Origin of the sequence: Streptomyces sp. NPDC096048 (assembly GCF_044763415.1) — a bacterium.
Taxonomy (GTDB): Bacteria; Actinomycetota; Actinomycetes; order Streptomycetales; family Streptomycetaceae; genus Streptomyces.
Genome location: NZ_JBIWGG010000006.1, coordinates 103,665 through 121,735, shown reverse-complemented (window position 1 = coordinate 121,735; position 18,071 = coordinate 103,665). Strand labels below are relative to the sequence as shown.

At 72.5% G+C, this 18,071-nt stretch carries 12 protein-coding genes and 1 tRNA gene; 6 read left to right on the top strand and 7 right to left on the bottom strand.

The features are described from left to right. Positions 1 to 93: 93 nt before the first annotated feature. Both glmU and ACIQ6R_RS17665 read right to left on the bottom strand, forming a co-directional pair. Positions 94 to 1,542 carry a bifunctional UDP-N-acetylglucosamine diphosphorylase/glucosamine-1-phosphate N-acetyltransferase GlmU gene (gene glmU, locus ACIQ6R_RS17670; RefSeq protein WP_404175489.1) on the bottom strand — a complete coding sequence of 483 codons (1,449 nt, stop codon included), beginning with the start codon at positions 1,540 to 1,542 and terminating at the stop codon, positions 94 to 96. A 125-nt stretch (positions 1,543 to 1,667) separates the two neighbouring features. Beyond that, a tRNA-Gln gene (locus ACIQ6R_RS17665) sits at positions 1,668 to 1,738 on the bottom strand. Between the two features lie 439 nt (positions 1,739 to 2,177). Between ACIQ6R_RS17665 and ACIQ6R_RS17660 the strand changes: the two genes are divergently transcribed. Beyond that, positions 2,178 to 3,497, top strand: a complete 1,320-nt coding sequence (locus ACIQ6R_RS17660) for a sensor histidine kinase (protein WP_404176659.1) — start codon at positions 2,178 to 2,180, stop codon at positions 3,495 to 3,497. Between the two features lie 237 nt (positions 3,498 to 3,734). On the opposite strand, the gene ACIQ6R_RS17655 is transcribed toward ACIQ6R_RS17660, so the two are convergent. Continuing rightward, complete coding sequence (locus ACIQ6R_RS17655; RefSeq protein ID WP_375909650.1) at positions 3,735 to 4,229, bottom strand: SUKH-3 domain-containing protein; 495 nt, start codon at positions 4,227 to 4,229, stop codon at positions 3,735 to 3,737. Positions 4,230 to 4,295: 66 nt separating this feature from the next. After that, positions 4,296 to 4,826, bottom strand: a complete 531-nt coding sequence (locus ACIQ6R_RS17650; RefSeq protein WP_404175483.1) for a YwqJ-related putative deaminase — start codon at positions 4,824 to 4,826, stop codon at positions 4,296 to 4,298. 289 nt (positions 4,827 to 5,115) lie between these two features. Here ACIQ6R_RS17650 and ACIQ6R_RS17645 point away from each other — a divergent pair, with 289 nt between their 5' ends. From ACIQ6R_RS17645 to ACIQ6R_RS17635, 3 genes are all read left to right on the top strand, one after another. Then, positions 5,116 to 6,141, top strand: coding sequence for an SMI1/KNR4 family protein (locus tag ACIQ6R_RS17645; protein ID WP_404175480.1), 1,026 nt, complete (start codon positions 5,116 to 5,118; stop codon positions 6,139 to 6,141). A gap of 7 nt (positions 6,142 to 6,148) precedes the next feature. Continuing rightward, complete coding sequence (locus ACIQ6R_RS17640) at positions 6,149 to 8,938, top strand: SUKH-4 family immunity protein (protein ID WP_404222308.1); 2,790 nt, start codon at positions 6,149 to 6,151, stop codon at positions 8,936 to 8,938. A gap of 178 nt (positions 8,939 to 9,116) precedes the next feature. Further along, positions 9,117 to 10,007, top strand: a complete 891-nt coding sequence (locus ACIQ6R_RS17635) for a cellulose-binding protein (protein WP_404175474.1) — start codon at positions 9,117 to 9,119, stop codon at positions 10,005 to 10,007. A 40-nt stretch (positions 10,008 to 10,047) separates the two neighbouring features. On the opposite strand, the gene ACIQ6R_RS17630 is transcribed toward ACIQ6R_RS17635, so the two are convergent. From ACIQ6R_RS17630 to ACIQ6R_RS17620, 3 genes are all read right to left on the bottom strand, one after another. Next, positions 10,048 to 11,673, bottom strand: coding sequence for a cation acetate symporter (locus ACIQ6R_RS17630; RefSeq protein WP_404222672.1), 1,626 nt, complete (start codon positions 11,671 to 11,673; stop codon positions 10,048 to 10,050). A 71-nt stretch (positions 11,674 to 11,744) separates the two neighbouring features. Next, positions 11,745 to 12,266, bottom strand: coding sequence for a DUF485 domain-containing protein (locus ACIQ6R_RS17625; protein WP_404222305.1), 522 nt, complete (start codon positions 12,264 to 12,266; stop codon positions 11,745 to 11,747). Between the two features lie 197 nt (positions 12,267 to 12,463). After that, positions 12,464 to 13,975, bottom strand: coding sequence for an MFS transporter (locus tag ACIQ6R_RS17620; RefSeq protein ID WP_404222303.1), 1,512 nt, complete (start codon positions 13,973 to 13,975; stop codon positions 12,464 to 12,466). Between the two features lie 461 nt (positions 13,976 to 14,436). On the opposite strand from ACIQ6R_RS17620, the gene ACIQ6R_RS17615 reads away from it, so the two are divergent. Then, entirely contained in the window at positions 14,437 to 15,225 is a 789-nt protein-coding gene (locus ACIQ6R_RS17615; protein WP_404175466.1) for an ABC transporter ATP-binding protein, read from the top strand. Next, entirely contained in the window at positions 15,222 to 17,786 is a 2,565-nt protein-coding gene (locus ACIQ6R_RS17610; RefSeq protein ID WP_404222301.1) for an ABC transporter permease, read from the top strand. Before ACIQ6R_RS17615 ends, ACIQ6R_RS17610 begins: the two co-directional genes overlap by 4 nt. Positions 17,787 to 18,071: the final 285 nt, after the last annotated feature.

The following is an 18,071-nucleotide window of genomic DNA, read 5'->3' as shown; positions in this document are numbered from 1 at the left end:
CGCTCTCCCGACTGGCCGCGGGGGGCGTCTCAGCTGGTGGGGTGCGGATGTGCACTTATCACGGTACGCCGTGTCAGGCGTGCCGGTTTCCGGTCAGCCTTCGCCGCCGGCCTCCCGGGACACCGCCTCGGCCGCCTTCGCCGCCGCGCTCCCCGGACGCTTACGAGCCACCCAACCCTCGATATTCCGCTGCTGGCCACGGGCCACGGCCAGCGAACCGGGCGGCACATCCTTCGTGATCACCGAGCCGGCGGCGGTGTAGGCACCGTCCCCGACCGTGACAGGAGCCACAAACATGTTGTCCGAACCCGTCTTGCAGTGCGAGCCGACGGTCGTGTGGTGCTTGCTCTCCCCGTCGTAGTTCACGAACACGCTCGCCGCACCGATGTTCGTGTACTCGCCGATCGTCGCGTCACCCACATAGGAGAGGTGCGGGACCTTGGTGCCCTCGCCGATCGAGGAGTTCTTCGTCTCGACGTACGTACCGATCTTGGCCTTCGACCCGAGCCGGGTGCCGGGCCGCAGGTACGCGTACGGACCCACCGTCGCCTCCGGACCGACCACGGCACCCAGGGAGACCGTGTTGTCCACGCGAGCGCCCGCACCGACACGGGTGTCCTCGAGGCGGGAGTTGGGCCCGACCTCGCAGCCCTCGGAGAGGTGCGTCGAGCCGTGCAGCTGCGTACCCGGGTGGACGACGACGTCCTGCTCGAAGGTCACCGTCACGTCGACCCACGTCGTCGCCGGGTCGACGACGGTCACGCCGGCCAGCATGGCCCGCGTCAGCAGCCGGTCGTTCAGGGCCCGGCGGGCCTCGGCGAGCTGCACGCGGTTGTTGATCCCGGCGATCTCCCGGTGGTCACCGGCCACGGACGCGCCGACCCGGTGACCGGCCTCGCGCAGGATGCCGAGGACGTCGGTGAGGTACTCCTCGCCCTGGCTGTTGTCCGTCCGCACCTTGCCGAGCGCGTCGGCGAGCAGCTGCCCGTCGAAGGCGAAGACACCCGAGTTGATCTCACGGATCGCCCGCTGCGACTCGGAGGCGTCCTTGTGCTCCACGATCGCGGTGACGGCACCGGAGGCCCCGTCCCGCACGATCCGGCCGTACCCCGTCGCGTCCGGCACCTCGGCCGTCAGCACGGTCACGGCGTTCCCGTCGGCGGTGTGGGTGGCGGCGAGGGCCCGGAGCGTCTCGCCGGTGAGCAGCGGAGTGTCGCCGCAGACCACGACCACGGTCCCGTCGACCGCGCCGCCCAGCGCCTCCAGGCCCATCCGCACCGCGTGCCCGGTGCCGTTCTGCTGCTCCTGCACGGCGGTGCGTACGTCGGGGGCGACCTCGGCGAGGTGCGCGGTGACCTTCTCGCGGGCGTGTCCCACGACGGCGACCAGGTTCTCGGGGTCCAGCTCACCGGCGGCGGCGAGCACGTGTCCGACGAGGGACCGGCCGCACAGCTCGTGCAGGACCTTGGGTGTGGCCGACTTCATACGGGTGCCCTCACCCGCTGCGAGAACGACGACGGCTGCCGGGCGAATGGCGCTCACGGGATGCCCTTCGGCTTTGAGGGGGTGGGGGTGGACATCCGCAGGATACCGGGGTGGTTTTTGGGGGGCATGAGTGCGGGCCCTGACATCGGCTTGCGCCAGTCAGGACCCGAACCAAGCAAATGCTCCCGGGGGAGGACTCGAACCCCCATGATCAGAACCAAAATCTGACGTCTTGCCCTTAGACGACCCGGGATTACCGCTATGTCCGATTTATTAGATCGGCTGCGGGAGCAGGACCTACTATGCCGTACCACCAGCCCTCGATGCGACGGTACAAGTCGGCTCCGCCGCGCACGTGGATGCGCAGGCAATCCCGGTAGTTCTCGTTGCTGTTCTTGTGGTTGGTACGGGGGTTGTGCCGCTCGCGTGTGCGCGCCCGCGGTGTCGACGTGCAGACGGTCGCGGATCTGGCGTCGGCTGAGCCCTTCGCGCCGCAGCGCCACCGCCCGCTCCCGCAGCCCCTCGAAGTCCGCGTACTTGTTCGCTGAATGTGCCATGGGCATACCGTCCGGCCGGAATCTTCGCCTCCGGAGGTGAACGGCGTGGGGTTCACCAGTTCGAGGGATATCGCGTCGTATCGCTTGTCGAAAGTCACCGGAAATGTGCCGCCCCCCGCCCGTAGGCTGGAGGGCATGACCACGACGGGGGAAGACCACGGACCGGCCCGGGGTGGGCCTTGGTGGTGGGACAGGCGGCGCGGTGCGGTGCTCGATGTGAGCCTCGGTGCCGTGTCCGCGTTGGAGTGCGCGGTGGAAGGGGTTCCGTTCGCGCGGGACGCCGGGATTCCGTTGGCGGCGGGGGTCGTCTTCGGGTTGCTGGCCGGTTCGGTGCTGGTGGTGCGGCGGAAGTGGCCGCTCGCCGTCGTGCTGGTGGGGATCGCCATCACGCCGGCCGAGATGGGCTTCCTGCTGGGCGTTGTCGGCCTGTACACGCTGGCGGCGTCGGAGTTGCCGCGGCGGATCATCGCGTCGCTGGCCGGGATGTCGTTCCTGGGCACGTTGATCGTGACGTTCGTGCGCCTGCGGCAGGACATGGCGCGGGACGGCATCGATTTCGGGGACTGGTTCCTTCCGTTCGCGTCGATCGGGACGTCCCTGGGGATGACCGCGCCGCCGCTGCTGCTGGGCATGTACGTGGGCGCGCGGCGGCGGTTGATGGAGAGCCTGCGGGAGCGGGCGGACAGCCTGGAGCGGGAGCTTCAGTTGCTCGCCGAGCGTGCGGAGGAGCGCGCGCAGTGGGCGCGTAACGAGGAGCGGACGCGGATCGCGCGGGAGATGCACGACGTGGTCGCGCACCGGGTGAGTCTGATGGTGGTGCACGCGGCGGCGCTTCAGGCCGTGGCGCGGAAGGATCCCGAGAAGGCGGTGAAGAACGCCGCGCTGGTGGGGGACATGGGGCGGCAGGCGCTGACGGAGCTGCGGGAGATGCTCGGGGTGCTGCGCAGCGGCGGGGACGGCGGGCGTGCCGAGCGGGCGTCGGTGCCGTTGGCCGCGGTGGGGGTGGCCGCGGCGGCGGCGGCCTCACGGGCCGTGGACGGCGGCGAGGGGTCCGCCGACGGGCCGACTCTGTCCGAGCTGGACGAGTTGATCGGGCAGTCGGAGGCGGCCGGGATGGTCGTGGACCTGTCCGTGGAGGGGAAGGGGCGGTCGTATGCGGCGGAGGTGGAGTCGACGGCGTTCCGGGTGGTGCAGGAGGCGTTGACGAACGTCCACAAGCACGCGGCGGGTGCCAAGACGTACGTGCGGCTGGCGCATCGGGTGTCGGAGATCGCGATGCAGGTGGAGAACGAGCCGCCGCCGGAGGCGTCGTCGGCGTCGTCGGCGCGGTTGCCGTCGGGCGGCAACGGGCTGGTCGGGATGAAGGAGCGGGTCGCCGCTCTGGGCGGCGTGTTCGTGTCGGGGCCGACCGACGCGGGGGGTTTCCGGGTGTCGGCGGTGATTCCGGCGTCGTAGCCGCGAGGCCGGCCGCGACGCCTGTCGGCCTGTGGCGATCCGGCCCGTGGTGGTCCGTCGGCCGGTGGTGGTCCGTCGGCCCGTAGTGGTCCGTCGGCCCGTGGTGGTCCGTCGGCCGGTGGTGGTCCGTCGGCCCGTAGTGGTCCGTCGGCCGGTGGTGGTCCGTCGGCCGGTGGTGGTCCGTCGGCCCGTAGTGGTCCGTCGGCCGGTGGTGGTCCGTCGGCCCGTGGTGGTCCGTCAGCCCGTGGTGAGGCGGGTCGGCTGGGTGCCGGCGACGAGGGTGGCGAGGGCCTGGTCGATGTCGGGGCCGAGGTACCAGTCGCCTGTGTGGTCGAGGGCGTAGACGCGGCCTTCGGTGTCGATGGCGATGAGGGCCTGGCTGTCGGTCTCGGTGCCGAGGGGGCAGGTCTGGGTGTCGAGGGCGCGGCCGAGGTCGCCGAGGGTGCGGGCCATGTGGAGGCCGTGCAGGGGGTCCAGGTGCAGGGTGGCGGGGGCGATCTGGCGGCCGGGCCCGGTGGGGGCGATGTGCAGGCCGCCGAATTCGGCCCAGGCCTCGACCGCGGCGGGGAAGACGGTGTGCCGGTGTCCGGCGGGTGAGGTGTGCTCGCGCAGGGCGTCGGCCCAGATCTCGGCCTGCTTGATGTCCCAGCGTCCTGGTTGCCAGCCGGCGTCGCGCAGGGCGGCGTCGACGGGGACGGGGAAGCGGGTGGTGGAGGTGCGGTCGGCTTGCATCTGCCCTTGGTTCGTCTAGGTCGTCTGGTGCGGCGCGGGTCGGTCGTCGGCGTCGGCGTCGGCGGGTCAGTCGTGGTGCGCGGTGGGGTCGACGATGCGGACGCCGAAGTGGGCGCTGAGGGCTGTGCAGGCGCGGCACGGTGCGGCGAAGCTGCCGTGCAGGGGGTCGCCGTCCTCGCGGATGCGGCGGGTGGTGAGTTTGGCGTGCTTGAGCGCCTTGCGGGCCTCGCCGTTGGTCATGGGCTTCCGTGCCGCGCGTTTGCTGCGGGCGGCGTCCGCGGTGGCCAGGTGCCGGGAGATGAGGATGGTCTCGGCGCAGCGGCCGGTGTAACGGTCGCGTTGGCCACTGGTGAGGGTGTCGAGGAAGTCCTGTACGAGGTGGTGCAGGGCGGGCGGCGTGTCGGCGCGGGTGGCGGTGCCCGTGAGGGTGGTGCCGCGCACGGAGAGTGCGGCGGCGACGGTGGGGAGTATGCCGTCGCGGCGGTGCTGGAGGGTGGGGGCGTGGAGGGCTTCGGCGGCGCTCCAGCCGATGCGGGGGTCGCCGCCCCGGGGATCGTCGGACCGCCCGGTGTGCGGTCCCGTCTGTGTCGCACTCATGATCGTCTTCCCCTCCTGAGCATCCCCCCGAAGGTCACAGAGTGCCAAATCCCGGGGCTGCTGCGGAAGCTGGGGCGTGGTGACACGCCCGGGTACGGGCGTTCCGTCACAGAGGGGTGACGGCAGGTCACGGAAGCGGAGGGGCGGGTGTCGGGTGCGGGGTCCGGTGCCGGTGACCGGTCTCGTCGTACCGCATAGGCTGTCGGCACCGCGATCGCGTGCGGTGACCGGACAGTGCAGACAGATCAGACAGACGCAGATCAGACAGACGCCGCAGGGGGCAACCGCCATGACGACAGGTCGGCTCGGGCTGGGGGCACCTCCCGGCCGCCAGGACGGGGGACACGCCGCGCCGCCGAACGCGGCCTATGCCGGGCAGGTCGTACATTTCCCGGATCCGGTGCGGGCGGCACGTCACCCGAGAGGGGTACGGGTGGACGAGGGCGGTTACCCCGTCTTCTCGCCGTACGCCCGCGCGGTGGCGGAGATCGCGGACCCGCCGGAGGGTTTCGGGGTCGACGAGCTGCGGCTGACGGACTACGTGTCGGCGAACGCCGCGCTGTCGGCGTCGGGGCACGAGCTGTGGGACACGGTGCCGGCGGTGGCGACGCCGCACGGCTGGACGTGGCACCACGTGGCCGGGTCGCGGCGGATGGAGCTGGTCCCGGTCGAGGTGAAGGCGCTGCTGCGCCACCACGGCGGGATCGCGACGGCGGCGGTGGATCAGGGGAAGCGCGGGACGCGGCCCCTCCAGGAGACGCGTCCGGCGCATTTCGGTCTGCCGAAGTCGGGTGTCGCCGTGTCGGAGCAGCAGGTGCAGGGCGTCGAGGAGGACCTCGGCTACCGGCTGCCGGGCCCTTACCGCTCGTTCCTGAAGGCGGCGGGTGGCTGCGCGCCGGTGGGCACGGCGCTCGACGCCGAGTTGGGCCTGCTGGTCGACCAGCCGTTCTTCACGGTGCGTGAGGAGGCGGCGGTCAACGACCTTGTCTATGTCAACAAGTGTCTGCGGGACCACCTGACCAAAGACTATCTGGGTGTCGCGTTCGTCCAGGGCGGTCTGCTCGCCGTGAAGGTGAAGGGCGAGCGGCTCGGTTCCGTGTGGTTCTGCGCCTATGACGATGTGCGGGACGTGGACCCCTCGGTGCCGCCGGCGGATCGGGTGGCGCGGCTGCTGCTGCCGTGCGGTGAGGACTTCGACGCGTTCCTGTCGCGGCTGGCGGGGTCCCCGCCGGAGCTGGAGACGGTGGCGAACCTGATGGTGGACGGCGGTTTCGCGCGTGCGGTGCCCGTGACGTCGGCGTCTGTAGGGGAGTGAGCTGACGATGGTGACGTTCGCGCAGGCGCAGGAGCGCGCGGAGGAGTGGGTCAACGGCGAGCTGCCGGCGTACCAGCACCGTGAGGTGCGGGTGCGGGAGTTCGACCTCGGGTTCGTGGTGTGGGCCGAGGACCGTGCGGACGGGCCGCGTTCGGACGGCGGCGCGCAGCGGCTGGTGATCGCCCGGGACAGCGGCGAGGCGACGTTGTGGCCCGCGCTGCCGGTGGGTGAGGTGATCCGCCGGTACGAGGAGGAGTACGGCCGTCCCGACGAGGCCGCGGAGCCGGCGCAGGCGCCCGCGGCGCGGGTGGACCTGAACCAGACGTCGTTCCTGCTGAGTCCACCGGAGTGGTTGCAGGAGGCGGCGGACAAGCTGGGTATCCCGGACCGTCGGCGGGGGGACCACGACACCGGCGGCGGGTCCAGCGGGACCGGTGCTGGTGTCGTGGCCGGTGCCGGTGCCGGTGCCGGTAGCGGGGATGGGGCTTCGGCCGGGGCTGGAGCCGGGGCGCTTCCCGAGACGCAGGCCGGGGTGCCGTCGGCCCCTGCCGCTCCCGCGGCCGCGCAGGGGAGTGGCGCGGCGTGGCCGGCCGCCGGGGCGAGTGGCGCCGGTGGCTCCGGGACGGGCGCGGGTGCGTCCGGGGTGCCGGGTGCGCCTGCCGGGGCGACGCCCTGGGCGGGGACGGACACCAACGCGGACGTCGGTGAGGACCGTTCCGTACCGCTGCCCGAGACCGTGTTCGCGCCGCCGCTGAGCGGTGCCGACGACGACACGCCGCCGCCCGCGGCGACGCCGGACGCCAAGACGGCGTTGATGTCGGGCGGCAGCGGGCTTCCGCCTACGGCGCTCTCGCCGGCGATCGACGACCCGAACGCGTCGGCCGCGTCCGCGGAAGCGGGCACACCGCCGCCCGCGCCGTCGGCCGCACCGCAGCCGCCCGCCGGTCCCGGTGGGCCCGCCACACCGGCCCGGCCGCTCGCGCCGAACGCCGGGGAGATCGCCGACGCCGCGACCAGCAAGGCGGCGCCGCCGCGCCGTGGCGGTGGTTCGACCACGCCGCCTCCGCCGGGAGCCCCGGGTGCGCCGGGCGCGCGACCGGGGAGTACGCCCCCGCCCCACACGCCGGGTACGCCGGGTGCGCCCGCGGGCGGTTACGTGCCGACGCAGATGGTGTCGTCGCTCGGCCCCGAGGGCCCGGGCGGCCCGGGTGGTCCGGGCGGCCCGGGTGGTCCGGGCGGCCCGGGTACGCCGCCTCCGCCGAACGCGCCGCAGCCTCCGGCCGGTCAGGGTGCCCCCGGCATGCCGGGTACGCCGCCTCCGCCGAGCGCCCCCGGTGGGACGCCCCCGGGCGGGATGCACCATGCCGCCACGATGCTGGCCGACCCGGGCCGGACGGGTAGCGGTGCGTCCCAGCCACCCGGTCCGCCCGGTCCTCCCGCGCCTCCCGCGCCTCCTGGCGTACCGGGCGCGTCCGGTGGTCCGCGTACGCCGCCGCCCCCTGCCGCCCCTGGCGCGCCCGGAGTTCCGGGCGGGCCCGGCCCGCAGGGTTCCTCGGCTGGCGCGGGTGGTGCCGTGCACCACGCGCAGACCGTGCTGGCCGCACCCCCGGTGAGTGGCCCCGGCGCGCCTCCACCGCCTCCGGGTGCTCCGGGCGTGCCCGGTGCGGCCGGTGGTCCCGGCGGACCTGGCGTCCCCGGTGGCCCGGGTGCCGCGCAGCCCATGCCGCCCGGCGCCCCCGGTGCGCCGGGTGCCGTGCCGCCGCCTGGCGGCCCCGTCCCCGGTCAGCCGCCGGCGTACGGCTATCCGCAGCAGCCCGCCGGTCTGCCGACCGTCGGTCCCGGTTACCAGGCCGTGCTGCGCTATCGCGCGCAGGACGGTTCCGAGCAGCAGCTGATCCGGCGTTCGGCGCCGGGTACGCCGCACCCGGAGTGGCAGATCTTCCACGAGTTGCGTGCCATGAACGTGCCGCCGGACCAGGTGCTGGAGCTGCACACGGAGCTGGAGTCGTGCGAGCTGCCGGGCGCGTACTGCGCGCGGATGATCCGGGAGCAGTGGCCGCAGGCGCGGATCACCTCCATCGCGCCGTACGGCACGGACCACGCGAGCCGGCAGCAGGGCATGCGGCAACTGCTGGAGCACCAGGGCGAGCTGCACCAGGTGGCCGACGGGCCGGCCCGTCCGGCGCCGGTACGCGCGCCGCTGCCGCACGTGCAGCCGGTGCCGCCGGTTCCGCCGGAGGTCATCGGGCAGGAGCTGGGCGGCGCGTTCGGGCCGGGTGTCTTCCGGTTCGAGCAGGCCGCGGTCTCCCGGCAGGGTGTGCCGCCGGTCGTGGCGCACACGCTGGTGGCGGCGGGTCTGCCGATGGACATGGGCCCGTTCTTCTGGGCCCAGGCCCAGCCCGGGCGTCCGGTGCCGACGCTGGCGGAGCTGGCGGCCGAGCGAGGGGTGCAGCCGGCCTCGGACGCGGGTTCGTACCTCGTCGTCGGCAGTGACTTCGGCCGGGCGATCTGTGTGCAGTACGGCACGGCGGCCATCGTGGCGGTGCCGGTGGAGGCGGGGCCGGGCGGTGCGCCCGTGCCGCCGCAGTTCGTGAACTCGGGGCTGCCGGAGTTCGCGCGCTGCCTGGCGCTGCTGGGCCGGATGTGGCGGCTCAGGTTCGGTCTGAACCAGGAGCAGGCGGGCCGCTGGACGGTGGACTTCCAGGCGCAGCTGGCCGCGCTGGACCCGGCGGCGCTCGGCTCGCCGGAGAGCTGGTGGTCGGTGCTGCTGGAGCAGATGTGGGACGGGTTGCTGTGAGGCGCCCACGCCGCTGACGTACCCCTGACGTACCCGACGGGCGGGGCCCGGTCGACCTGTGAGGCGACCGGGCCCCGCCCGTTTGCATGCGGTGTGTCGCATTATGAGGGCTTACGAACGGTCCATAAAGTCGGGTAAGTCCATTTAGTGCGGCAGGTTCACCACAGGGGTGATGAGCATGAGCAGCGCATCGGCACCTCCCCACGGCTTCGTGACCGTACGCGGGCGCGAGCGCGGCTACCGTCCCCAACAGGTGGAGGCGTGTGCCGAGGCACTCTCCCAGGAGCGCGACGCGGCCTGGGAACGGGCCGCCCGGCTCACCGTGCTCGCCCGGGAGATGGAGGAGGAGCTGGAGGACCTGCGGGATGTGGTCGCACAGCTCACCTCGCAGGACTACGAGGCGCTCGGTGAGAGCGCCCGCCGCCTGTTCCAGCTCGCCCAGGAGGAGGCCGAGGCCGTACGGCAGGGGGCGCGCGGTGCGGCGGAGGCCCTGATGGCGGACGCGCGGGCGCACGCGGCCGGCGTGCGTGAGGCGGCGCAGGCGCACGCCGACGCCGTACGCGCCGAGGCCGACGAACGGGCCCGGCATCGGCTGCTGGCGGCGCGCGCGGAGGCCGACGAGACGCGGATCGAGGCCCGGCGCGAGGTGAAGGCCGGACGCGGAGAGGCACTGTCCGCGCTGCGCGAGATGCGGAAGCGAACCACCGGATTGCTTGCCGAGCAGGCCAGGGAGCTCGCCGAACGGCGCGCCGCGGAGGAACGGGTGGAGGACGAGCGGGCACGCGCCCTGGACGCGCACCACGCGGAGCTGGTGGCCCGCGCCGAGCGGAAGGCGGGCGAGGCGGGGGAGGCTCTGGCCGAAGCCGAAAAGGCTGCCGTACGGATGCAGGAGGAGGCCCGGGACCGGGCGGCCGAGGTGGTCGCCGAGGCCCGGGCGCGCCAGGAGCGGATCGCTCGCGACACCGAGCGGTTGCTGCGCGAGCACGGGGAGCGGTGGGACGAACTCCAGGCCCACATGGCCTCCGTACGCAGCAATCTCAGTTCGCTGACGGGGCGGGCCGTGGAGTGACTTCGGGGGCGCCGGTCCGCGACCGCGACGCCGGTCGCCGTCAGCCGCCCCTGCGCACCGCCCCCGCCAGGATCGAGCCCTCCACGGCCTCGTAGTGGCGGCGTTGCTCCTCCGCCTTGCGCCGGCCGGAGAGCATCGTGCCCAGCCAGCCGCAGGCGAAGCCCAGGGGAATGGAGACCAGGCCCGTCGTGGTGAACGGGAACCAGTTGAAGTCGGCGTCGGGGAAGGCGGAGACGGGCGAGCCGGAGACCAGGTTGGTGCCCGGCATCAGCAGCAGCACGGCCAGCGAGCCGCCGATGAGGGTGCTGAGCAGCCCGGCGCGGGTGTAGCGGCGCCAGAAGAGGCCGTAGACCAGGGCGGGTGCGAGGGCCGACGCGCCCAGGCAGAAGGACAGCGTGACCAAGGGCTGGAGGCTGCGGTGCTGGACGAGGGTCGCGAGGAGGATCGCGGGGATGCCGACGGCCAGGGCGCAGACGCGGGCGAGGGTCATCTCGCGGCGCGGTGACATCTCCTGCACGCGGGTGGCGAACACGTCATGGGCGAGGGAGTTGGCGCAGGCGAGGATCATGCCGCCGACGGACGCGAGCAGGGTCAGGAAGACGGCCGTGGTGACGGTCGTGAACAGGAAGGTCTCCGCGGTGGACACCTGTGCGCCGAACGCGGCCTGGGAGCCGACCAGGAAGGCGGTGTTGCCCTGCGGGTCGATCCCCGCGATCACCGCCCGCCCCACCAGTGCGGTGGCACCGAAGCCGACGACCGTGATGACCAGGACGAACAGCGCCACGCTGGAGACCGCCCAGGACATCGAGCGGCGCACCTGGCGGGCGGAGGACGCGGTGTACATGCGCATGGTGACGTGGGGGAGGCAGGCGCCGCCGAGGACGACCGTCAGCTGCGAGGTGATCATGTCCGCCTCGGAGTGGGGCCCGCCCGCGAACTGGAGTCCCGAGTTCAGGAAGGCCGAACCCGCGCCGCTGCGGTCGGCGGCCGAGGCGAACAGCGCGCCCGGGTCCCAGTCGAAGCGGTGCAGGATCAGTACGGCGACCACGGCGCCCGAGCCGAGCAGCATCACGATCTTGAGGATCTGGATGAGGGCGGTGCCCTTCATGCCGCCGATCGCCGCGTAGCTGATCATCAGCACGCCCAGGCCGACGATGCAGCCGGTCTCCAGCGACTCGCCGGAGAAGCCGAGGACGAAGGCGAGCAGCTGTCCGGTGCCCGCGAGCTGCACCAGCATCAGCGGCAGCAGCGCGGCGATGGTCACCACGCAGGTGGCGACGCGGACACCGCGTCCGGGCATCCGGCGGGCGAGCGCGTCGCCCATGGTGAACCGGCCCGCGTTGCGCAGGGGTTCGGCCAGCAGGAACATCAGCAGCATCAGCGACAGGGCGGTGCTGAGCGCCAGCACGATGCCGTCGTAGCCGAAGAGGGCGATGACGCCGCACGTGCCGAGCACGGTCGCCGCCGATATGTAGTCGCCGGCGATCGCGAGGCCGTTGCGCATGGGGGACAGGGAGCTGTACCCGGTGTAGAACTCGTCGAGGTCGTCCCGGTCGGGGCCGGTCATCACGCACAGCAGCAGCGTGACGGTGGCGACGGCGGTGAAGCCGACCAGGGACATGGTCTGGGCGTCGCCGCTGAACCCGGTCGTCGCGAACTCGGTCATCGGGGACTCGGTCGTCGCGAACTCGGTCGTCGGGGACCCGGTCGTCGCGAACTCGGTCGTCGGGAACTCCGTCACCGTCCCGCCCCCCGCCGGGCGTCCAGTTCGGCCTCCTTGCGGATGCGGTCCGCGAGCGGGTCGACGCGGCGGCGCGCGGTGTGCTCGTACAGCGCGATCGCCAGCCAGGTGACGGGGAGCTGGAGCAGGGCGAGCGCCAGTCCGGTGGGCAGGCCGTCGGCGAGGGTGCCGGTCATGAACCCGGGGGCGTACGCGGACAGGATCAGGAACAGGGTGAAGTAGCCGAGCGCGGTGAGCGTGGCGGTGCGCCGCTGCCAGCGGTACGCGCTGCGCAGGACCCGCAGGTCGCTGTGGTGCCCGAGCGCGTCCCGGCGCGGTGCGCGGTGGGTGGCGGGCCCGGGGGCGGCCGGGTCCGCGTGGGGGCGGGGAGGATGTGCCGGGGGCAGGTCGGCGTAGTGGGGAGGCCGCGCGGGTTGCCAGGGGTGGGCGTCGTAGGGGGACGGCGCGGGGTGGTGCGGCGGGCGCGGGTACGGGGGTGGGGGCCGGTGAGGGTACGACGGGGGCGGGTCGTAGGACATCCCGGTGCTCCTTGCGCGGCTCGGGTCCGGTGTGGCGGACCGCAGGGAGGTGGGGGCGGCGAGCCACGCACGCTACTCGCCGGTTCGGCCATGCGCGGCGTTTTGGCCAAACTGATCGGTCGGTATGCAGGTGCGGCTCCGAGGGCGGGTGTTACCCGCGTTAACCAGGCGCTTCGGGGGCGCGCCCGTCCGCGTGTTCAGTCCGGGAGGACCGGAAACCGGCGCGGCGCCACCACCAGCAGCACCAGGAACGCCAGCGCCGCCGCACTCGCCGCCCCCAGGTAGACGGCGTGCACGGCGTCGGCGATCGCCCGCCGCACGGACTCGTCCGCGGTGCCCGAACCCAGTGCCCCGGTCACGGAGTCGAGGCCGCCGGCACCGAGGTCGCCCGCCCCGCCGAGACGCGCGGCCAGCACCCCGTTGGCGATCGCGCCGAAGACCGCCGCGCCGATCGTCTGCCCGGTCTGGCGGCAGAAGAGGACGGACGCGGTCGCCGTGCCCCGCTCCGACCAGCCGACCGTGGACTGGACGCCGACGATGAGCGGCAACTGGAACAGGCCCAGCGCGGCGCCGAGCAGCAGCATCAGCAGCGTCGGCTGCCAGGCCTCGCCGGGATAGGGCAGGAGCGGGAAGGCGAACAGGATCAGGGACGCGGCGCCGATGCCGAGCATGGCCGTGTTCCGGAAACCGATCCTGCGGTACACGTGCTGGCTCAGGGCCGCGGACACCGGCCAGCTCAGCGTCCACACGGACAGCACGAAACCGGCGGCCACCGGTGCCAGGCCCAGCACCGACTGGGCGTAGGTGGGCAGGAAGACGGTCGGCGCCACCATCAGCAGCCCCAGTGCGCCGAGCGCGAGGTTCACCGCCGCGATCGTGCGGCGACGCCACACCCAGCCGGGGATGATCGGCTCCACCGCCCGGCGTTCGATCGCTACCACGGCCGCCACCAGGGCGAGGCCCGTCCCGAACAGAGCGAGCGAGGGCGCCGACAGCCACGGCCACGCCACCCCGCCCTGTACCAGTGCGGTGAGCAGGGCGCCGCCGCAGGCGAACACGGCCAGCGCGCCGACCCAGTCGACACGCGCGCGCGTGCCGGACGCCTCCCGGGCGGGCTCGTGCAGATGACGGACGATCAGCCACAGGGCGAGAGCGCCGATCGGGAGGTTGACGAGGAAGATCCAGCGCCAGTCGGCGTACGTGGCCAGCACCCCGCCCAGGCCGGGGCCCGCGACCGCGGACACCGCCCACACCGTGGACAGCCTGGCCTGGATCCTGGGCCGGTCCTTGAGCGGGTACAGGTCGGCGGCGAGCGTCTGCACGGTGCCCTGGAGTGCGCCGCCGCCCAGGCCCTGCAGGACCCGGAAGGCGATCAGTGCGCCCATGTTCCAGGCGAGCGCGCACAGCAGGGAGCCGAGAAGGAACAGCGCCGTCCCGGCCACCAGCACCGGTTTGCGGCCGAAGGAGTCGGAGAGTTTGCCGTACACGGGGAGGGTGACGGTGACGGCCAGCAGGTAGCCGGAGAAGAGCCAGGAGAAGAGGGAGAAGCCACCGAGGTCGCCGACGATCTGCGGGACGGCGGTGGAGACGATCGTGGCGTCGAGGGCCGACAGCGCCATCGCGAGCATCAGGGCCGCCACGACGGCGCCGCGCCGGTCCGGGCCCGCGCCCGCTCCGGCCTCGGATACCGCGGGCCGGGTGCTGTCCACGCCGTCCACCCGGGTGCCTCCGTCCTTGCGTTCCCCTTGCATCCATCTGCCGGGGTCAGCTTCGCACTTGACCCTGACGTCGCGGGAGGGTGGAGGCTCGACGTGTTCCGGGGGCCCTGGGGTGGAGGACAACCCCGAGATCCGCTCCACCGAAGGGTGGACAGCCCTTAGGGGTACCTCCGTACTACGGCCTGGGGAGGGTTCGTACCGACGGAGGACGAGGCGGGCCCGGTGGGGTCCTTAATCTGGCCTTACGCCGCTGGGGGGCGGCGAACCGGACCCGCGGGGGTGGGGTTTTCCCCAGGAAAAGAGTGCGCTGAACACCAGCGCGGTCGACCCCCGGTTCCGGCCAGACTCTTCGACGTAGCAGGACGGCACCGAGTACATCCGTTCACGGGTACCGCTCGGTGCCCGCCGGCGGCACCGGTGGCTCATCTGATGACCGACATAGGAGACTTGACATGACATCGGCCGTAAGTATTCCCACGCACGGGAGCACTGGAGGGCGTACGGCCGTTGCCGCGCGAGCGCGGCAGGTCGTGAAGGCGTACGGATCGGGCGAGACCAGGGTGGTCGCCCTCGACCACGTGGACGTGGACATCGCCCGCGGCCAGTTCACCGCGATCATGGGGCCGTCGGGGTCCGGCAAGTCCACGCTGATGCACTGCCTGGCCGGCCTGGACACCGTCTCAGGCGGGCAGATATACCTCGACGACACCGAGATCACCGGCCTGAAGGACAAGAAGCTCACCCAGCTGCGCCGGGACCGGATCGGCTTCATCTTCCAGGCGTTCAACCTCCTCCCGACGCTGAACGCGCTCGAGAACATCACGCTGCCCATGGACATCGCCGGGCGCAAGTACGACCGCGCGTGGCTGGACCGGGTCGTGGAGACCGTGGGACTCGCCGGGCGGCTGAAGCACCGGCCGACCCAGCTCTCCGGCGGCCAGCAGCAGCGGGTCGCGGTGGCGCGGGCGCTGGCCGCGCGGCCCGAGATCATCTTCGGTGACGAGCCGACCGGAAACCTCGACTCGCGCGCCGGCGCGGAGGTACTGGGCTTCCTGCGCCGGTCGGTCACCGAACTGGGCCAGACCATCGTGATGGTCACCCACGACCCGGTGGCCGCCAGTTACGCCGACCGGGTGCTGTACCTCGCCGACGGCCGGATCGTCGACGAGATGTACAAGCCGACCGCGGAGACCGTCCTCGACCGCATGAAGGACTTCGACGCCCGGGGGCGCACGTCATGACCGTCGTCAAGACCTCGATGCGCAACTTCCTCGCGCACAAGGGCCGGATGGCGCTCTCGGCGGTGGCGGTGCTGCTGTCGGTGGCGTTCGTGTGCGGCACCCTGGTGTTCACGGACACCATGAACACCACCTTCGACAAGCTCTTCGCGGTCACCTCCTCGGACGTGACGGTCATGCCGAAGGAGGCCAAGAGCGACGACGCCCCGCAGAACGGCGTGCCCGAGTCGCTGCCGGCGTCCGCGCTGGAGCGGGTCCGGACGGCCGAGGGCGTCAAGTCCGCCGAGGGCGTGGTCAGTTCGATGAACGTGACCGTCGTCGACCGTGACAACGACAACGTGGGCGCCACCAACGGCGCCCCGACGATCGCCGGCAACTGGACGAAGAACGACCTCCGGTCGATGGAGATCACCTCCGGGCACGCCCCGCGCGGGCCCACCGAGCTGATGGTCGACGCCGACACCGCCGACAAGCACGACCTGAAGCTCGGAGACGAGCTGCGCACCATCTCGCAGACCGGCGACTTCAAGGCCGAGATCGTCGGCATCGCCTCCTTCACGGTGACCAACCCCGGTGCCGCCGTCGTCTACTTCGACACGCCCACCGCCCAGCGCGAACTGCTCGGCGCAACCGGCAAGTTCACGCAGCTCAACGTCGCCGCCGCGGACGGTGTCTCGGACGCGCGGCTCAAGCAGAGCGTCACCCAGGTCATGGACGGCACCTACAAGGTGCAGACGGCGAAGGAGAACTCCGACGAGAACCGCAAGGAACTCGGCGAGTTCATGAACGTCATCAAGTACGCCATGCTCGGCTTCGCCGGGATCGCGTTCCTGGTCGGCATCTTCCTGATCATCAACACCTTCTCCATGCTGGTCGCCCAGCGCACCCGCGAGATCGGCCTCATGCGGGCCATCGGCTCCTCCCGCCGGCAGGTCAACCGCTCGGTGCTGGTCGAGGCCCTCCTCCTCGGCATCGTCGGCTCGGTCCTCGGCGTCGCGGCCGGTGTCGGAATCGCCGTCGGCCTGATGAAGCTGATGTCGGCGGCGGGGATGAACCTCTCCACCGACGACCTGACCGTCAAGACGGCGACCCCCGTGGTCGGCCTGGTCCTCGGCATCGTGGTCACCGTCCTGGCCGCCTACCTGCCGGCCCGCCGCGCGGGCAAGATCTCCCCGATGGCCGCCCTGCGCGACGCCGGGACACCGGCCGACGGCAAGGCCGGCTGGATACGCGGCCTGATCGGCCTGGTCCTCACCGGCGCCGGTGCCGCCGCCCTGTTCACGGCGGCCGCCGCCGACAAGGCGAGCGAGGGCTCGTTGATGCTCGGCGCGGGCATCGTGCTGTCCCTCATCGGCTTCGTCGTCATCGGCCCGCTGCTCGCCGGCTTCGTGGTCCGGGTGATCAGTGTGGTCCTGCTGCGGGCCTTCGGCCCGGTCGGCCACCTGGCCGAGCGCAACGCCCTGCGCAACCCGCGCCGCACCGGCGCCACGGGCGCCGCCCTGATGATCGGCCTCGCGCTGGTCGCCTGCCTCTCGGTGGTCGGCTCCTCCATGGTGGCCTCGGCCACCAGCGAGCTGGACAAGACCGTCGGCGCCGACTTCATCGTCCAGGGCAACCAGCGGATCGTGCCGCAGGCCGAGAAGGCGATGCAGGACACGCCCCACCTGGAGCACGTCACCCGCTACAAGATGCTCGACGCCACGCTGACCTCGCCCGACGGCAAGACGGACGACGACGGTGTCACGGCCGCCGACCCGACCTACGCCCAGGACGTGAACCGCGCGACGACCGAGGGCAAGCTCTCCGCCGCCTACGGCACCGACGCCATGTCGGTCGGCGCGGACTACGCGAAGAAGCACGGCGTGCACGTCGGCGACACGATCTCCGTCGCCTTCAAGGGCGGCGAGACCGCCGAGCTCAAGGTCGCCGCGATCACGGACGACGACGTGGCCATCGATCAGGGCGCGCGGTACATCAGCATCGAGACGATGCGGAAGTACCTGCCGGCCGACAGCGTCCCGCCGAACACGATCATGTTCGCCAAGGCCGAGGACGGCCAGTCGGAGCAGGCGTACGCGGCGCTGAAGAAGTCGCTGGACGCCTACCCGCAGTACCAGGTGGCCGACCAGACCGACTACAAGCAGGAGCTGAAGGACCAGGTCGGCCAGCTGCTGAACATGGTCTACGGCCTGCTCGCCCTGGCGATCATCGTCGCGATCCTCGGAGTGGTGAACACGCTGGCGCTTTCGGTGGTCGAGCGGACCCGCGAGATCGGACTGATGCGGGCGATCGGTCTCTCCCGCCGCCAGCTGCGCCGCATGATCCGCATGGAGTCCGTCGTCATCGCCCTCTTCGGTGCCCTGCTCGGCCTGGGGCTGGGCATGGGCTGGGGCGCCACGGCGCAGAAGCTGCTCGCCCTGGAGGGCCTGAACGTCCTCGACATCCCCTGGCCGACGATCATCGGCGTCTTCATCGGCTCGGCCTTCGTGGGTCTGTTCGCCGCCCTGGTCCCGGCGTTCCGGGCGGGCCGCATGAACGTCCTGAACGCCATCGCGACGGAGTAGCGACCGACCCGACAGCCACCGCATACGGGGGTTGCGGGGGAAAGGCCCGGCGCCGGAAGCCCTTCGGGACTTCCGGCGCCGGGCCCTTTTTCGATCCGCGCCGGGGGCTTCGCGTCGGCCCTTTTGGTTCGTGCCGGGTCCCTTTCGCTCGTGCCGGTGGCTCCGCACCGGCCTCTTCGATCCATGCCGGGCCCTCTTCGCCCGTGCCAGGGGCTCCGCGTCTGCGCTTTCCGCCCGTCCGGGCGCTCCGCGCCGGGTCCTTACCGGCCGTCCGGCGGCCGACGC